At 53.6% G+C, this 16,106-nt stretch carries 18 protein-coding genes; all 18 read left to right on the forward strand.

The features are described from left to right. Positions 1 to 609 (forward strand): HAD family hydrolase, encoded by a 609-nt coding sequence (locus tag WC515_02765; protein ID MFA5146285.1) that lies wholly within the window; start codon positions 1 to 3, stop codon positions 607 to 609. 87 nt (positions 610 to 696) lie between these two features. Further along, on the forward strand, positions 697 to 1,128 hold the full coding sequence (gene rplM, locus WC515_02770) for a 50S ribosomal protein L13 (protein MFA5146286.1): 432 nt from the start codon (positions 697 to 699) through the stop codon (positions 1,126 to 1,128). A 16-nt stretch (positions 1,129 to 1,144) separates the two neighbouring features. Next, complete coding sequence (gene rpsI, locus WC515_02775) at positions 1,145 to 1,540, forward strand: 30S ribosomal protein S9 (GenBank protein MFA5146287.1); 396 nt, start codon at positions 1,145 to 1,147, stop codon at positions 1,538 to 1,540. Between the two features lie 150 nt (positions 1,541 to 1,690). After that, positions 1,691 to 2,704 carry an N-acetyl-gamma-glutamyl-phosphate reductase gene (gene argC / locus WC515_02780; protein ID MFA5146288.1) on the forward strand — a complete coding sequence of 338 codons (1,014 nt, stop codon included), beginning with the start codon at positions 1,691 to 1,693 and terminating at the stop codon, positions 2,702 to 2,704. A 39-nt stretch (positions 2,705 to 2,743) separates the two neighbouring features. Next, a complete protein-coding gene (argJ, locus tag WC515_02785; protein ID MFA5146289.1) occupies positions 2,744 to 3,964 on the forward strand; it encodes a bifunctional glutamate N-acetyltransferase/amino-acid acetyltransferase ArgJ in 1,221 nt (406 codons plus the stop codon). Next, a complete protein-coding gene (gene argB / locus WC515_02790) occupies positions 3,961 to 4,815 on the forward strand; it encodes an acetylglutamate kinase (GenBank protein MFA5146290.1) in 855 nt (284 codons plus the stop codon). The genes argJ and argB overlap by 4 nt, the downstream gene beginning before the upstream one ends. Positions 4,816 to 4,882: 67 nt before the next feature. Beyond that, the gene (locus WC515_02795) at positions 4,883 to 6,067 is read left to right on the forward strand and encodes an aspartate aminotransferase family protein (GenBank protein MFA5146291.1); all 1,185 of its coding nucleotides are present in this window, start codon (positions 4,883 to 4,885) and stop codon (positions 6,065 to 6,067) included. Positions 6,068 to 6,087: 20 nt separating this feature from the next. Then, positions 6,088 to 7,002, forward strand: coding sequence for an ornithine carbamoyltransferase (gene argF, locus WC515_02800; GenBank protein ID MFA5146292.1), 915 nt, complete (start codon positions 6,088 to 6,090; stop codon positions 7,000 to 7,002). Between the two features lie 22 nt (positions 7,003 to 7,024). Further along, entirely contained in the window at positions 7,025 to 8,215 is a 1,191-nt protein-coding gene (locus WC515_02805; GenBank protein ID MFA5146293.1) for an argininosuccinate synthase, read from the forward strand. 53 nt (positions 8,216 to 8,268) lie between these two features. Then, complete coding sequence (argH, locus tag WC515_02810) at positions 8,269 to 9,576, forward strand: argininosuccinate lyase (GenBank protein ID MFA5146294.1); 1,308 nt, start codon at positions 8,269 to 8,271, stop codon at positions 9,574 to 9,576. 23 nt (positions 9,577 to 9,599) lie between these two features. Beyond that, a complete protein-coding gene (lysA, locus tag WC515_02815) occupies positions 9,600 to 10,856 on the forward strand; it encodes a diaminopimelate decarboxylase (protein ID MFA5146295.1) in 1,257 nt (418 codons plus the stop codon). Further along, positions 10,853 to 11,278 carry a hypothetical protein gene (locus WC515_02820; protein MFA5146296.1) on the forward strand — a complete coding sequence of 142 codons (426 nt, stop codon included), beginning with the start codon at positions 10,853 to 10,855 and terminating at the stop codon, positions 11,276 to 11,278. The genes lysA and WC515_02820 overlap by 4 nt, the downstream gene beginning before the upstream one ends. Next, on the forward strand, positions 11,275 to 12,084 hold the full coding sequence (dapF, locus tag WC515_02825; protein ID MFA5146297.1) for a diaminopimelate epimerase: 810 nt from the start codon (positions 11,275 to 11,277) through the stop codon (positions 12,082 to 12,084). Before WC515_02820 ends, dapF begins: the two co-directional genes overlap by 4 nt. Further along, positions 12,081 to 12,971 (forward strand): 4-hydroxy-tetrahydrodipicolinate synthase, encoded by an 891-nt coding sequence (dapA, locus tag WC515_02830; GenBank protein ID MFA5146298.1) that lies wholly within the window; start codon positions 12,081 to 12,083, stop codon positions 12,969 to 12,971. Before dapF ends, dapA begins: the two co-directional genes overlap by 4 nt. Before the next feature lie 14 nt (positions 12,972 to 12,985). Continuing rightward, positions 12,986 to 13,660: a 4-hydroxy-tetrahydrodipicolinate reductase gene (dapB, locus tag WC515_02835; protein MFA5146299.1), complete on the forward strand. Its 675-nt coding sequence runs from the start codon at positions 12,986 to 12,988 to the stop codon at positions 13,658 to 13,660. Between the two features lie 22 nt (positions 13,661 to 13,682). Next, a complete protein-coding gene (locus WC515_02840; GenBank protein MFA5146300.1) occupies positions 13,683 to 14,852 on the forward strand; it encodes an LL-diaminopimelate aminotransferase in 1,170 nt (389 codons plus the stop codon). Position 14,853: 1 nt separating this feature from the next. Beyond that, the gene (gene folK, locus WC515_02845; GenBank protein MFA5146301.1) at positions 14,854 to 15,261 is read left to right on the forward strand and encodes a 2-amino-4-hydroxy-6-hydroxymethyldihydropteridine diphosphokinase; all 408 of its coding nucleotides are present in this window, start codon (positions 14,854 to 14,856) and stop codon (positions 15,259 to 15,261) included. Beyond that, the gene (gene panC / locus WC515_02850; protein ID MFA5146302.1) at positions 15,258 to 16,103 is read left to right on the forward strand and encodes a pantoate--beta-alanine ligase; all 846 of its coding nucleotides are present in this window, start codon (positions 15,258 to 15,260) and stop codon (positions 16,101 to 16,103) included. The genes folK and panC overlap by 4 nt, the downstream gene beginning before the upstream one ends. The last annotated feature ends 3 nt before the right edge of the window (positions 16,104 to 16,106 follow it).

Below are 16,106 nucleotides of genomic sequence, written 5' to 3' on the forward strand. Positions count from 1 at the left end.
ATGGATAAAGAATACGGTACGATCGTCTTCGACCTGGGGAATACGCTTATAAGGTTCGACCATAATATATCGGCCGGGAAGATAGCGAACCTCTGCAGGCGGGAATCCAAAAAGATATATGACACATTTTTTGATTCCGGGATGACCAGGGCTTTTGAGAAGGGCGAGATATCTCCGAGAGAGTTCTATGAAAGGGCAAGATCGGCGCTGGGCTTCCATCTGCCGTATAAGGACTTTGTCGCCATATGGAACGACATATTCTGGGAAGATGAAGGGTGTTGTAAATTGGCGCGGAGATTGAAAGAGAACCACAGATTGTTTCTCCTATCAAATATCAACAGGCTCCACTTTGAGTATATAAATAAGAAGTTCGATATCATAAAGATATTCGATGAAGTGATACTTTCGTTCCTGGTGGGAGCGATAAAACCGGATAAGGCGATATTCGACGATGTGATCAGGCGCGCGGGGGGCGACAGGTCGTCGCTATTGTACATAGATGACCGCGAAGACCTGATAAAAGAGGCCAGGATCCTGGGTATTGACTCCATCCGTTATGAGGGGGCGGATAAGCTGTCCGCGTCATTGGCCGAAAAAGGGTTATTATAAAAAGTGTTGACAGAAATAGGCCATTGTGTTATTATTATGCGCCTCTGATTTGGGAGGTTTTTTTATTCTTAAAGAGGGTTTTCTATCATGAAGACATATATTGCGAAGGAAAAAGATATCCATAGGATATGGCACATCGTAGACGCCAAGGACAGGGTCCTGGGCCGGCTGGCAGCCAGGGTGGCCACCGTCCTTATGGGTAAAGACAAGGCGATATACTCGCCTCACCAGGATGTGGGCGACGAGGTCATCGTAATAAACGCCGCCAAGGTGAAGGTCACGGGAAATAAGCTTAAGGAAAAGACGTATAAACGGTATTCGGCCTACCCGGGCGGGTTGAACGAAGAGACGCTTGAGAAGATGATGAAGAAGAAGCCCGACTATGTGATACGCCACGCCGTGAAGGGGATGCTCCCCAAGAGCAAGCTGGGGGCCAGACTGCTTAAGAAATTACGGGTATACCCGGCCGAGACGCATCCGCACCAGGCGCAGAAACCTAAAGAGATGAAATTAGATTAAAGGGGATGACAGTAAGATGGAAAGCAAACAGCAGCACTTCGCGACAGGGAGAAGGAAGGAATCGATAGCCAGGGTCAGGATCATGCCCGGTGCCGGCAAGATAACCGTCAACGACAGGCCTTTCAACGAATATTTTGCGAGAGAGAGCCACCGTCTTATCATAATGCAGCCCATCGAGATGACGAAATTGAACGATAAGATAGATGTGATAGCCAACGTTAACGGCGGAGGCGCGAGCGGCCAGGCCGGCGCGGTCAGGCACGGCATAGCCAGGGCCATCACCGTGATGGATGCTACCCTGAGGGCAGTGCTGAAAAAGGGCGGTTTCCTCACCCGCGACTCCAGGATGCGCGAGCGCAAAAAGTACGGCAGAAAGAGGGCCAGGAGGAGATTCCAGTACACTAAGAGGTAAACTGAAGATCGAAGCAACCTTTAAAAACCTATCTGGTCAACTCCCGACGATATTTTAGTTGACACGATAGGTTTTTTAATTTAATATAAACATAGTTCCCGTCGGGATTATGGACCAACTCCGACGGGAAAAATTGAAAAGGAGAGCGTTATGCTTAAAGTCGGTATCGTCGGAGCGACGGGATACGCCGGCGAAGAGGTCGCTAAGATCCTGGTAGGGCACAAAGAGGTCAAGATAACGGAGCTATCCGCCATCATAGATAAAGAGGAGCTCTTTTCGTCATTATTCCCTGTCTTCAGGGGCCGGTTGGACCTTATCTGCAAAAAGCCGGATGCGGAGAAGATGGCCGGCAACATCGATCTCGTCTTTCTGGCCCTGCCTCACAGGGTCTCGATGGAAGTGGCCCCGGTATTCCTTAAGGCGGGAAAGACGGTTATAGACCTGAGCGCGGATTACCGGCTCGCCCCCGATGTCTATAAGGTATGGTATGGTTCGGAACACAAGGACAGGGCGAACCTGCCCGGGGCGGTGTACGGCCTGCCGGAGCTGTACTACGACAACATTAAAAGAGCGAAGCTGCTGGCGAACCCGGGATGTTACCCCACCAGCGCGATACTGGGCGTCGCGCCCATGCTGGCCGGTAAGCATATAGATACGGAACGGATAATAATCGATTCCAAGAGCGGCGTGACAGGTGCGGGCAGAAGGCCCGATCTTGCGCTGGCGTTCAGCGAGGTGAATGAAAATCTTAAGGCATATAAGGTGAACGAACATCAGCACAAACCGGAGATAAACAGGATACTCTCCGAGGTCGCAGGCGGCGGCATAGACGTGATCTTTACCCCGCATCTTGTGCCCATGAACAGGGGCATACTGTCGACCATATATATGAAGCTCAAGAAAAATATCGATACCGGGAAGGCGCTCGAGATATACAGGAGTTTCTATAAGGGTAAGCCGTTCGTGAAGATCTCTGACGAAGGAAAGCTTCCCCAGATAAGAGATGTGGTCTTGACTAACTACTGCGCCATCGGCGTCAAGGCCATGGGAGATGTCCTCATAGCGGTCTCATGCATCGACAATCTCCTGAAAGGCGCAGCCGGACAGGCGGTGCAGAACATGAACATCATGTGCGGGTTCGGCGAGACGGAAGGGTTGTTGTAGTTAGGAGTTAGGAGTTGGGAGTTAGGAGTCAAAGAAAAAATGAAACAGATAAAAGGCGGGGTGACGACGGCGAAGGGATTCCTGGCGAGCGGGGTGAAGGCCGGGATAAAGAGGTCCGGCAAACCCGACCTGGCGCTACTTTATTCGGAGGTGCCGGCGGTCGCGGCGGCGGCATTCACCACCAATAGATTCAAGGCATCGCCGGTGAAGGTGAGCATGGCCCACATGAGGAGCAAGACCCACCAGGCGGTCATCGTGAACAGCGGGAACGCCAACTGCGCGAACGGGAAGACGGGCGACAGGGACGCCATCATGATGGCATCGTTTGCGGCGACGGCCCTTGCCCTGAGGAAAGAGGAAGTCCTCGTGGCATCTACCGGGATCATCGGAAGACCGCTTCCGGTCATCAATATAAAGGAGCATACGCCAGATCTCATAGGAGGGCTTTCGGCGGCAGGCGGCTCGGATTTCGCAAAAGCGATAATGACGACGGATACCGTCAAGAAAGAGGCGGCGGTAAGGGTGCGGATAGGAGGCTCAACGGTAACCATAGGAGGCGCCTCCAAAGGTGTCGGGATGATATATCCGGGCCTTTCGACGAAGAACCACGCGACGATGTTATGCTTTGTAACCACGGACGCCGCTATAACAAAGCCGATGCTCTATGCGGCGCTTGATGAAGCGGCGGCGGGATCGTTCAATATGATATCCGTTGACGGAGATATGAGCACGAACGATACCTGTTTTATCATGGCTAACGGGATGGCCGGGAACGGCAGGGTATCTTCCCGGGGCAAAGATTACAGGAAATTTTCGGAGGCGCTCGGTCTTTTGACAGGAGAGCTGGCCAGGAAGATGGTACGGGACGGGGAAGGCGCGACGAAGCTGGTGGAGATAGAGGTATCGGGCGCAGGGAGCGTCGAAGATGCCAGGGTCGTGGCCCGGAAGATATCGACCTCCAATCTCCTCAAGTGCTGCATCTACGGGGAAGACCCGAACTGGGGCAGGGTCGCCTCAGCCGCCGGAGCGAGCGGTGTATGGTTCGACCCGGATAAGGTGAGCATATATCTGGGAGGCGTAAAGGCCCTGTCGAAGGGGGCCATCGCCAGAGGTTACGATAAGGAAAGGGCGCGGAGACATTTTAAAGAGGACGATATCCATATACGGGTGGAACTGGGCAGCGGAAGATGCGGCGCTAAGGCATGGACCTGCGATTTCTCGGAGGAATATGTGAAGATAAACGCGGAGTACTCCACGTGAAAGAGGCGATAAAGAAGAGCGAGGTGTTGATAGAAGCGCTTCCGTATATAAAGAAGTTCTTCGAAAAGGTCATAGTCATAAAATACGGCGGAGCGGCGGTAGACGAGAAGGGGATAGAACGGAGCGTCCTGGAGGATATCGTCTTCATGAATTACGCCGGGATGAGGCCGATACTTGTCCACGGCGGCGGCCCCCTCATATCCAGGATGATGAAGAAGTCCGGCGTCGAACCGAAGTTCGTAGGCGGCAGGAGGGTGACCGATAGCGCCACAATAAATATCATAGACAGGGCGCTCCATCTCATAAACAGGAACATAGTAAAGACATTGCGCGAGATAGGCACCAAGGCGTTCGGGTTGAGCGGGAAAGAGAATAACCTCATACGCGTGAAGAAGATGAAGGGCCCGCATGACCTCGGTTTCGTCGGTGAAGTGACGTCGGTCGATACGACGGTCATAAAGCAGCTTATCGAGGACGATATAATACCGGTCGTCTATCCGCTCGGCACAGGCAGGGACAGAAAGGTGTACAACGTGAACGCGGATGATGTAGCGAGCGAGATCGCCATCGCCCTTAATGCGGAGAAGTTCGTCCTCCTTACTAACGTCAGGGGGATCATGAAGGATAAGGATGACCCCGGGACGCTGTATCATACGCTTAAGGTGGCCGGGGTGAAGTCGCTTATAAGGAAGGGTGTGATAGCCGCCGGGATGATACCGAAGGCGCAATCATGCATGAGCGCTATCGCCGGAGGCGTCAAGAAGGCGCACATACTGGATGCGGCCCTGCCGCATGCGCTGCTTCTCGAAATATTCACCGATCGCGGGATCGGGACTGAGATAGTCAAATAAGGAGGAATTATGTGCTCCACATGCGGATGCGGGAAGAAGAAACCTAAGAAATAGTAAAGGATAAAAGATGAATAAGACGGCGAAGGTCGTTCATGTGTACGACAAGTACATCATGGACACATACAAGAGGGTGCCTTTGTGTCTCGAGAAGGCAAAGGGCGCCAGGGTCTGGGATATCGACGGGAGAGAGTACCTCGACTTCTTCCCGGGTTGGGCAGTATCGGGCACAGGCCATTGCCATCCGAAAGTCGTCAAGGCGATAGAGGGCCAGGCGAAGAAGATCCTGCACGTCTCCAATAACTATTATAGCGGGATGCAGGCGAAGCTTGCCGAGGCGATAATAAAGAATTCGTTCCCCGGGAAGGTCTTCTTCGCGAATTCCGGGGCGGAGGCCAACGAGGCCGCGGTGAAGCTCGCGAGGAAGTACGGCCACGATAAGGGCAGGTTCGAGGTAATAACGATGACGAAGTCCTTCCACGGAAGGACGCTGGCCATGATAACCGCGACCGGGCAGGACAAGGTGAAGCACGGGTTTGAGCCGCTTCCGCAGGGCTTTATCCATATCCCGTTCAACGACCTTGAAGCGGTAGAACAGGCGATCACCGATAAGACGATAGCGATAATGCTTGAGCCGATACAGTGCGAAGGAGGCATCAACATCGCCGGGAAAGAGTATATCAGGGGTCTGAGAAAGATATGCGACGAAAGGGATATCATACTGATATTCGACGAAGTCCAGACAGGCATGGGGCGCACCGGTAAGATGTTCGCATACCAGAATTATGGTATCACGCCCGATGTGATGACGCTCGCGAAGGCCCTGGGAGGCGGCCTGCCCATAGGCGTATGCGTGGCCCGGAAGAAGTTCCAGGATGTATTGACTCCCGGGACGCATGCCTCTACGTTCGGCGGCTCGCCGATCGTCGCGGCAGCGGCGCTCGCGGTATTCGATGCCATAAAGAAAGAGCGACTGATACAGAACGCCAACGCCATGGGCGCTTATCTTAAGAAGCGGCTCCTGGCGTTGAAGTCCAAATACAGGGTAATAAAAGAAGTGAGGAACATGGCGCTGGTGGTAGGAGTAGAACTTCACGCAAAAGGCGACGATGTATACAAGGCCTGTCTTAAGGAAGGCCTCCTGATAAACAGCACGCAGGAGACCGTCTTGAGGATCATGCCGCCTATCACGGTGAAGAAGACGGAGATCGACAGGGCCATAGGCATACTGGACAGGGTATTCTCCCGGCTTTAAATGATGAAAGAAGGTGCGGTGTGAAGAAAGACCTGCTATCGATAAGCGATCTGACGGCAGAAGATATGCTGGGCATCCTGGAGTTGACGGCAAAGGTAAAGGCCGACAGGGCATCATATTCAGACGCCCTTAAAGGAAAGTGCATAGGCCTGATATTCCAGAAACCATCAAACAGGACAAGGGTCTCGTTCGAGATAGGCATGGTCCAACTGGGCGGTTACGCGATCTACCTTGGACCCAGCGAGATAGATATGGGGAAGCGGGAGGCGGTCAAGGATGTCGCATGCGTCCTCTCGCGGTATCTGGACGGGATGGTGGCCAGGACGTACAGACACCAGGACGTCCTGGACCTCGCAAGGCACGCAAGGGTGCCTGTGATCAACGGGTTGAGCGATATAGCGCACCCGTGCCAGGCCATAAGCGACATATTTACGGTAAAGGAGAAGTTCGGCACTTTCAAAGGGGTGCGGCTCGCTTACATAGGAGACGGGAACAACGTGCTCAATTCGCTTATGTGCGCCGCAGCCAAGGCCGGCCTGGAGATCGCGATAGCTACGCCGAAGGGATATGAACCGCCAAAACCGCTGGTGGATCGTGCCAGGAGGATGGCAAAAGAGTCCGGTTCATCGCTGGAATTGCACAACGATCCCGCCTCGGCGGTCAAAGGGGCCGACGTCGTCTACACGGACGTATGGGTGAGCATGGGGCAGGAGAAGGAGACGGCAAAACGGGCAAAGGCCTTTAAGGGTTTCCAGGTCAACGGCTCCCTTATAAAGAAGGCGAAGAAGGGGTGTCTCGTGATGCACTGCCTTCCCGCTCACAGGGGGGTCGAGATAACGGATGATGTGATCGATTCGAAGGGTTCGGTCGTATACGATCAGGCCGAGAACAGGATGCATGCGGAGAAGGCGATATTACTGAGCTTATTGGCATAGTAAGGGTCAAAAGGAGCTATTCATGGGTAAGAAAGTAGTATTAGCATATTCAGGCGGACTCGATACGTCGGTGATAATAAAGTGGCTTGCAAAGAAGGGCTACGAAGTCATCGCATATATGGCGGACGTGGGCCAGGAGTCGGACTTCGAGACGTATAAGAAGAGGGCCATTGCTACGGGGGCCGCGAAGGCGGTGGTGGAGGACCTGAAGAAAGAGTTCGTAGAGGACTTTGTCTTCAAGTCGCTGAAGGCCGATGCGGTATATGAGGGAGGGTATCTCCTGGCCACCGCGCTTTCCAGGCCGATCATAGCCAGGGGCCTGGTGAAGACGGCCGAAAGGGAGAAGGCCGGTTTTGTAGCGCACGGTTGTACGGGGAAGGGGAATGACCAGGTGCGATTTGAAGTATCCATAGGCGCGCTCAACCCGAAATTGAGCATCATGGCGCCGGTAAGGGAATGGGAATTGAAGACGAGGGAAGAAGAGATAGAGTATGCAAAGAAGAATAATATCCCCATTGACGCAACAAAGAAAAAGCCATACTCGCTTGATGTTAATCTTTGGGGAATATCGATTGAAAGTGGGAAGTTGGAAGATCCTTATTACGAGCCTGACGAAGATATATATCAACTTACGAAAGGAATAGATAAGGCGCCGGCGGAGCCTGCCTATGTGGAGGTGGATTTCAGGGGCGGCGTGCCGGTGAAGCTCGACGGTAAGACGATGGACGGGACCTCCCTGATACTGAAGCTCTCGAAGATGGCCGGTGAAAACGGCATCGGCAGGAGCGATATGATGGAGAACCGGCTCGTAGGCATAAAGTCGCGGGAGATATACGAAGCGCCGGCTGCATGGGCGCTCCTTACCGCCCACAGGGCCCTGGAAGGCCTGGTCCTCGACAGGGAGCTGCTGCATTTCAAGGACCAGGTGGCGCTAAAATACGCGGAGCTGGTATATTACGGGCTCTGGTATACGCCCTTAAAAGAGGCGCTCGATAAATTCATCGAGGATACTCAAAAGCATGTCAACGGCACGGTGCGGTTGAAACTCCATAAGGGGAATTGCGTCGTCGCCGGAAGAAAGTCACCGGACTCGCTGTATAAGAAAGAGCTGGCGACATACGAGAAGGGCGATAAGTTCGATCAGTCCCTGGCGAAAGGGTTCATCGAGTTATGGGGACTGCCGTATAAAGGATTATACGGAAAGAGGACATAGGTTGGGAGTTTGGAGTTAGGAGTTTGGGGTCAACGTAAGATAACGAGGTGCGTATGTCTAAGAAACTATGGGGTGGAAGATTTGCGAAGAAGACCGATCCTCTCGTAGAGAAGTTCTCGAGATCCATACAGTACGATCATAAGCTTGCCAGGTACGACGTCCTGGGTTCCATAGAACATGTGCGGATACTGAAGAGCTGCGGCATGATCACGCCGGCCGAGGCGTATAAGATGACCGGCGCCCTGAGCTCTATCCTGGAGGATATCGAGAACGGGGTCTTTAAGTTTGACCGCACGAATGAGGATGTGCATACGAACATACAGAACGCGCTCGGGAAGAAGGTAGGCGACCTGGCCCTTAAGCTTCATACGGCCAGATCGAGGAACGACCAGGTGGTCTTTGCCGCAAAGATGTATACCAAGGAAGCGCTCTCAAAGATAGGGATAGAGATAGCGGCCCTGGGCGTATCGCTTTGCTCTCTGGGCGACAAGTACAGGGGGCTCATAATACCCGGCTTCACGCATATGCAGCATGCCCAGCCGGTTTACCTTAAGAATTACCTGATGGCCTATATCAACATGACGAAGAGAGACGATAAAAGGCTGGAGCATATCTGCGATAATATAAAACCGACGATGGGCGCCGGCGCCATGGCGGGGACACCGATAAAGGCATCCTGCTACGGAAAGTTCGCCACCGCCAATTCGATAGATGCCGTAAGCGACAGGGATTTCGTCATAGAGACATTGAGCGCCCTTGCCATACTGGGGATGCATCTTTCGCGGCTTGCCGAAGATCTGATAATATGGGCTACGAAAGAGTTCGATTTCATAGAGATAGACGAGGCGTTCTGCACCGGCAGCTCGCTCATGCCGCAGAAGAAAAATCCTGACGCGCTCGAACTGATAAGAGGATCGGCGGGGAGGCTTTACGGGAACCTCGTCAGCGTCCTCGTTACCATGAAGGGGCTTCCCCTGTCCTACAACCGGGATATGCAGCTCGATAAGGAGCCGCTATTCGACTCCCTTGAGATAGTCTCCTCCGAATTGAAGATCGCCTCGCGTATCGTCAGGACGCTCAGGTTCAACGAAGAGAAGGTCGCCGGGCATCTCAGGGACGAATCCCTGTATGCTACGGATATCGTCTATTATCTTGTGGACCTCGGGGTCCCTTTTGCCAAAGCCCATACGCTGGTAGGTGAGCTTATAAAATATTCCATTTCGAGCGGGATCGATGTAAAGAAGATGCCTGAAGACCTGCTCAGGAAGAAGCTCTCTCCGAAAGTATCGAAGAGAGAGATCGTCAAAAGGTTTGACCCGGAATTTTCGGTCAGATCGAAGAGATCGATAAGGAGAAGCTGAAGAGGCGAAGCTTAAAACTGCCGATGCACGATTTTACTTTTAAAGATAACGAGCTCTATTGCGAAGGGGTGAAGGTCCGCGATATCTCCGAGAAGGTGTCGACGCCTTTCTGGCTGTACAGCCGGAAGACGCTCATAGACCATTACAGGAAGCTTAAGAACGCCTTCAGGCCCATAGGGCCCCTCATATGTTTCTCGGTCAAGTCAAATTCCAATATAGCCATACTGCGGGCACTGGTGAAGGCAGGCGCAGGCCTGGACATAGTGTCCGGCGGTGAGCTTTACAGGGCGCGCCTTGCGGGCGCCGACCCGCGTAAGATCGTGTACGCGGGCGTCGGAAAGAGGCCGGATGAGATAGAGGATGCGGTGCGGCTTGGCATACTCTTCTTCAATGTGGAGTCGGAAGAGGAGCTGGATGAGATACAGCGCGTCGCGCGCTCCCTGAATAAAAAGGTGAACGTGGCGATCAGGATAAATCCCGACGTGGTGCCAAAGACACATGTCTATATAACCACAGGCAAGGGTGAAACGAAATTCGGCCTCGATTTTGAGACGGTCCACAAGATATTCAATTCGCGGTGGCGATATCCCAACCTGAACATAAAGGGCGTCCATATACATATAGGTTCTCAAGTGCTGGATGCGCTCCCGTTCCAGAACGCGATAAAAAAGGTGCTCGAGTTCTTGGCCCGCTGCAAAATTTCCGTTGAATATATGAATATAGGAGGGGGGCTCGGCATAGTATATTCGCTGGAGCATCCCCAGACCGCAAAGAGTTTTGCCGAGAAGGTCCTGCCCATGCTTAAGAAGTCGGGGCTCAGGATAATCCTGGAGCCGGGAAGGTTCATCTCGGGGAATAGCGGTATACTGGTCACGAAAGTCCTGTACACAAAGCGTACGCCCAGGAAAAAGTTCATAATAGTCGACAGCGGCATGAGCGACCTCATCCGGCCCAGCCTCTACGAGGCCTACCACAAGATCGTCCCTGTGAGCGTCAACGAATACAGCTCAGGGGAAGCCGAGAAGGTGGACGTCGTCGGCCCGATATGCGAGAGCGGTGATTTCCTGGGGAAAGAGCGGCATCTTCCGCTTATCAGGAGGGGAGACCTCCTCGCGGTCATGGGCGCCGGCGCCTACGGGTTCACGATGTCCAGCAACTACAATTCGAGGCCCAGGGCAGTCGAAGTGCTGGTCACGGGGAAAAGGTTCCATGTCATAAGGCGGCGCGAAGAGTATAAGGATCTCGTCCGCGGGGAACATATACCGAAGGAGTTGAAATGATAAGGGCCGTTCTTCTTCCGGTTGTAGCCATAGCGGCCGTCTTTTCGGTCACTTGTGCCGCAGAGGATATCCCCTTATCGGCCGAGGAAGGGAGACCGTCCCCTGGCAGGTCGGAGTTCGCGTCTCTTTCTACTGAAGAGCTCGAGAAGAGGCTGGACGCCGCTAAGTCAGAGATGGTCGACCTCAAGGCGGAGAACGATTATCTTAAGACAGAACCGCCTGATGTAATGATCAACGTAGGGATGATAGAGGAGACCGGGTTCGCAATAGACGGCCGTGTCAGGTCGGACCTGCTGAACCCTCAAGCTGATGCGCGGATAAAAGGGAGGATGAAGGAACTGCGCCATATGGAGAGGGAGATAACGGCGGAGCTTGACAGGCGGTATATGGCCCCCACGGCCCCCGTAAAGGATGCTCAATGAAGACGATCGGGTTCACTAAGGCCGTTGCTACGGGCAATGACTTTATAATAATAGATAATAGGGTATCGGGTATAGGGCATAGGGTATCGGACCTGGCGAAGAAGTTGTGCGACAGGAGGTGGTCCGTCGGCGCAGATGGTCTGCTCCTGGTGGAGCGCTCTAAAAAGGCCGATTTTAAGATGCGCATATTCAACCCGGACGGATCCGAGGCCGAGATGTGCGGCAACGGTTCGCGGTGCATAGCGCTTTATGCCGCTACGAAGAAGATAGCGGGGACGGAGATGGGCATAGAGACGCTGGCAGGGGTATTAAAGGCGTATGTAAAGAAGGATACGGTCAAGGTAAGGTTGTCGGACCCTAAAGATATAAAATGGAATCTGTGCCTGACGATACACGAATGCCCCTACCAGGTCAATTTCGTGAATACGGGGGTTCCTCATGCCGTGCATTTTGTCAAAGATGCGGACGGGGTCGATGTAAAGAGCCTTGGTTCCGATATGAGATATCATAAAGAGTTCTCTCCCTACGGATCGAATGTCGATTTCGTCGAGATAGTCCGCGGGAACAGGATAAAGGTGAGGACATACGAGAGGGGCGTAGAGGATGAAACGCTTGCCTGCGGTACGGGGGCGGTGGCAAGCGCGATCATATCGGCGGAGGCCGAGAAGATATCCTCGCCTGTCATCGTCGAGACGAAGAGCGGAGAGAGATTGAACGTCTATTTTGAGATAGTGGAAAGGGTTTTCACGAACGTCTACCTGGAAGGCAGGGCTCAGCTGGTATATGAAGGGAAGATAAAGATATGAAAAACAACAGAAACGTCTTCAGGGGTTCCATGGTGGCGCTCGTTACGCCTTTCCGGGGCGGAAAGATAGACGAAAAGGCGCTGGGAAAGCTGGTCGAATTCCATATAAAGAACGGTACCACGGCGCTCGTCCCGTGCGGCACGACCGGGGAGTCGGCCACGCTTTCGTATGACGAACATGACAGGGTCATAGAGCTTACGATAAAATTCGCCCGCGGCAGGATCCCCGTCATAGCCGGCACGGGTTCCAACTCTACCGAGGAAGCGATCATGCTTACAAGACACGCCGAGAAGGCCGGCGCCGACGCCTCCCTTCAGGTGAGCCCGTATTACAACAGGCCTACCCAGAAGGGGCTCTACCTCCATTTCAAGGCGGTAGCGGAGGCGGTCAATATCCCGATAATACTTTATAACATCGCTTCGCGCACCGGGGTGAACATCGAACCGGAGACGATGGCGCGCCTTGCCGAGGTCAAAAATATAGCGGGGGTGAAGGAAGCGAGCGGGAGCCTTGAGCAGATGTCCAGGATAAGGAAGCTTTGTCCCGGGGAGTTCCTGCTGATATCCGGAGATGATGCTCTCACGCTCCCCGTAATGTCGATAGGCGGAGTGGGGATAATATCCGTCGTATCGAATATAATCCCGCGTGATGTGGCACAGATGTGCGGCGCGTACGAAAAGGGCGACACCGGAGAGGCCGAGGCCCTCCATTATAAGATGCTGCCGCTTGTAAAGGCGATGTTCATCGAGACGAACCCCATACCCGTCAAGACGGCGATGGGGCTGATGAAGATGATAGATCCCGAGATGCGCCTTCCGCTATGCGAGATGCTCCCGGAGAACAGGGAGAAACTGGTCAGGGAGTTGAAAGCGTACAGGCTGATATAGAAGAGGAGCTTAACGTGATAAAGATATGCGTGAGCGGCGCGAAGGGAAAGATGGGTTCGAGGATCGTAGAACTTGCCAGGGACGATGATGCTTTCGAGGTCGCCGGAGAATTCGACATCGGGGACGAGCCGGAGCCGATGATAGAACTGTGTGATTGTCTGGTAGAGTTCACCGCCCCGGACGCTACGATAGAGCACCTGGAATTATGTAAAAAACATAAGAAGGCTATCGTCATTGGGACTACCGGGCTTTCCGAAGAGCAAAAGGCAAAGATAGAAGAGGCAGCCGCAAAGATACCGGTCGTCTTTTCGCCGAATATGTCCATAGGCGTCAATCTCCTCTTCAAGATGGTGCGCGATGCCTCAAGGATACTGGGCCCGGATTACAGCGTAGAGATAATAGAAGCCCATCATGCCCAGAAGAAGGATGCGCCCAGCGGGACTGCGAAGGAGATGGCGAAGATCGTAAAAGAGGAGAAGGGCGATGTCAAAGTGCCGATAGAATCGGTACGCGAGGGCGATATCGTAGGAGAGCACACGATCACATTCGACAGCCCCTTCGATGTGATAGAGATCACCCATAGCGCCAAGACGCGCGATATACTCGTGAAAGGGGCGCTGGCAGCGGTTAAGTTCGTCGTCACGAAAGGTCACGGGTTGTTCACTATGAAGGAAGTGCTGGGGCTTTGAAAATTTTCATTGAAAGGCGGATATGATCCGAATTGAGAAATCAGAGCGGTTGAAGAAGCTGCCGCCGTATCTATTCGTCGAGATAGATAAGGCGAAGAAGAAGGCGCGGGATGAGGGGCGTGACGTTATCGACCTCGGCATCGGCGACCCGGACATCCCGACGCCCAGGTTCATCATAGACGCGCTCCAAAAGGCGGCGCGCGACCCAAGGACGCACCGCTATGCCCTGGACCAGGGTATGCCGGAGTTCCGGCAGGCGGTCGCAAATTGGTACAGGAAGCGGTTCGGCGTATCTATGGACATAGAACGCGAGATACATCCGTTGATAGGCTCTAAAGAGGGCATAGCGCATATACCGCTTGCCTTCGTAAACCCCGGCGACACGGTCCTCGTGCCCGATCCCTGTTACCCCCCGTACCGGTCGGGGACGATATTCGCAGGCGGCGATGTCGTTCCGATGCCGCTCGAAGAGAAGAACGATTTCCTCCCGGACCTGAAGGCCGTCAACCATCACATCCTCAACAGGGTCAGGATGCTATTCATAAATTATCCCAATAACCCGACGGCAGCCGTGTGCGATAAGGCCTTCCTGAAAGAGGTCGTCGGTTTCGCGTTGAAGCATAATATAATCGTCTGCCACGACGCCGCGTACTCGGAGATCGCCTTCGACGGTTTCCGTCCTCCGAGCATATTTGAGATCGACGGCGCCAGGGAAGTGGCCGTAGAATTCCATTCGCTCTCGAAAACGTTCAATATGACCGGCTGGCGGATAGGTTTCGCGTGCGGCAATCCGCAGCTTATCGAGGGACTGGCGAAGGTAAAGGCGAACATAGATTCCGGCGTATTCTCCGCGATACAGATGGCAGGTATCGCGGCCCTGAATAATTACGACAGGCATATCAATTCCGTCATAAAGATATACGAAGAGAGACGGGATATACTCGTTGACGGGCTCAACGGCATAGGCTGGAATGTCAGGAAGCCGAAGGCCACTTTCTACGTATGGGCCAAGGTCCTGCCGCGCTACACATCGGCTACCCTTGCGCAGGCGCTTCTGGAGAAGGCCGATATCGTCGCCACTCCGGGCAACGGTTTCGGCGCACACGGCGAAGGGTATATCAGGATGGTCGTCACCGTAGACAAGAGGCGCATAAAAGAGGCGGTCGAACGGATCAAAAAGAGGCTTCTCTAGAATGGTACTCTGCTACATAGGCATCGGCTCGAACCTGGGTGACAGGCGCAGGCATATCGATACCGCTATAGAGGAATTGCGGAAAGACCGCGAGATAAAGGTGAAGCGCGTATCGTCAATATACGAGACGGACCCTATAAGCGATATCCCGCAGGGGAGATTCCTGAACGGTGTCCTCGAGATAGAGACGGACCTCGCGCCCATGGAGCTGCTCGGGAGGCTTAACGCTATCGAAAAGGGACTTGGCCGCACAAGGAGCGTCAGGAACGGCCCCAGGACGATCGACCTGGACATACTGTATTACGGAGACGAGAAGGTATATATGCGCAGTCTGATAATACCCCACCCGAAGATCCGGGAGAGGGATTTTGTGCTTAAGGGGCTGCGGGAGCTGGGTAAGACAAGATGAAGACAGTCAACAGCGTCTCAAGGATGATGACCCTTTCCAAGATGATGAGGAAGGAAGGCAAGTCCGTCGGATTTGTACCGACGATGGGGTATCTGCATGAAGGGCACCTCAGCCTGGCAAAGACCGCCCGCAAGCACACCGATATAGTGGTGATGAGCATATTCGTAAATCCGGCGCAATTCGGCCCGGGCGAAGATTTTGACAGATACCCGCGCGATCTCAAGCGCGACGAAGAGCTTGCGGGGAGCGCCGGCGTGGATATCCTGTTTTACCCGTCGGTGAAGGAGATGTACCCCGCAGGATACGCGACTTATGTCACCGTAGAGAGGTTGAGCGAAAAACTTTGCGGCGGTTTACGGCCGGGCCACTTCAAGGGAGTGGCCACGGTCGTTACAAAATTATTCGGCATAATAAAGCCGGATATCGCATACTTCGGCCAAAAAGACGCCCAGCAGGCCATGATCATCAAAAAGATGGCAGATGACCTGAATATGGGCGTCGAAGTGAAGGTCCTGCCCACTATAAGGGAGAAAGACGGTCTTGCGATGAGCTCCAGGAACGTCTACCTTTCGGAGGGCGAGCGGAAGGACGCGGGCGTATTGTACGAATCGCTCCGGAAGGCGGAAGGTCTTATAAAGGAAGGCGAAAGGGACGCGAAGAAGATATCCGGGACGATACGGGACATGATAATGGCAAGACCGGGAGTGAAGATAGATTACGTGGCTATTGTGGACGCGAAAGAGTTTAACGAGGTCAGGACGATATCGGGTGAAACGCTTATTGCCCTCGCCGTCTTCGTCGGAACAACGCGGCTTATCGACAACATCATCATAAAAGGGTGAAGA

This window comes from Candidatus Omnitrophota bacterium (assembly GCA_041650805.1).
Lineage (GTDB): Bacteria > Omnitrophota > Gorgyraeia > 2-01-FULL-45-10 > 2-01-FULL-45-10 > JBAZKM01.

Coding starts and splice junctions, on each gene's coding strand:
- WC515_02765 (MFA5146285.1), top strand. CDS start 1: ATGGATAAAGAATACGGTACGATCGTCTTCGACCTGGGGAATACGCTT.
- rplM (MFA5146286.1), top strand. CDS start 697: ATGAAGACATATATTGCGAAGGAAAAAGATATCCATAGGATATGGCAC.
- rpsI (MFA5146287.1), top strand. CDS start 1,145: ATGGAAAGCAAACAGCAGCACTTCGCGACAGGGAGAAGGAAGGAATCG.
- argC (MFA5146288.1), top strand. CDS start 1,691: ATGCTTAAAGTCGGTATCGTCGGAGCGACGGGATACGCCGGCGAAGAG.
- argJ (MFA5146289.1), top strand. CDS start 2,744: ATGAAACAGATAAAAGGCGGGGTGACGACGGCGAAGGGATTCCTGGCG.
- WC515_02795 (MFA5146291.1), top strand. CDS start 4,883: ATGAATAAGACGGCGAAGGTCGTTCATGTGTACGACAAGTACATCATG.
- WC515_02805 (MFA5146293.1), top strand. CDS start 7,025: ATGGGTAAGAAAGTAGTATTAGCATATTCAGGCGGACTCGATACGTCG.
- argH (MFA5146294.1), top strand. CDS start 8,269: ATGTCTAAGAAACTATGGGGTGGAAGATTTGCGAAGAAGACCGATCCT.
- lysA (MFA5146295.1), top strand. CDS start 9,600: ATGCACGATTTTACTTTTAAAGATAACGAGCTCTATTGCGAAGGGGTG.
- WC515_02820 (MFA5146296.1), top strand. CDS start 10,853: ATGATAAGGGCCGTTCTTCTTCCGGTTGTAGCCATAGCGGCCGTCTTT.
- dapF (MFA5146297.1), top strand. CDS start 11,275: ATGAAGACGATCGGGTTCACTAAGGCCGTTGCTACGGGCAATGACTTT.
- dapA (MFA5146298.1), top strand. CDS start 12,081: ATGAAAAACAACAGAAACGTCTTCAGGGGTTCCATGGTGGCGCTCGTT.
- WC515_02840 (MFA5146300.1), top strand. CDS start 13,683: ATGATCCGAATTGAGAAATCAGAGCGGTTGAAGAAGCTGCCGCCGTAT.
- folK (MFA5146301.1), top strand. CDS start 14,854: ATGGTACTCTGCTACATAGGCATCGGCTCGAACCTGGGTGACAGGCGC.
- panC (MFA5146302.1), top strand. CDS start 15,258: ATGAAGACAGTCAACAGCGTCTCAAGGATGATGACCCTTTCCAAGATG.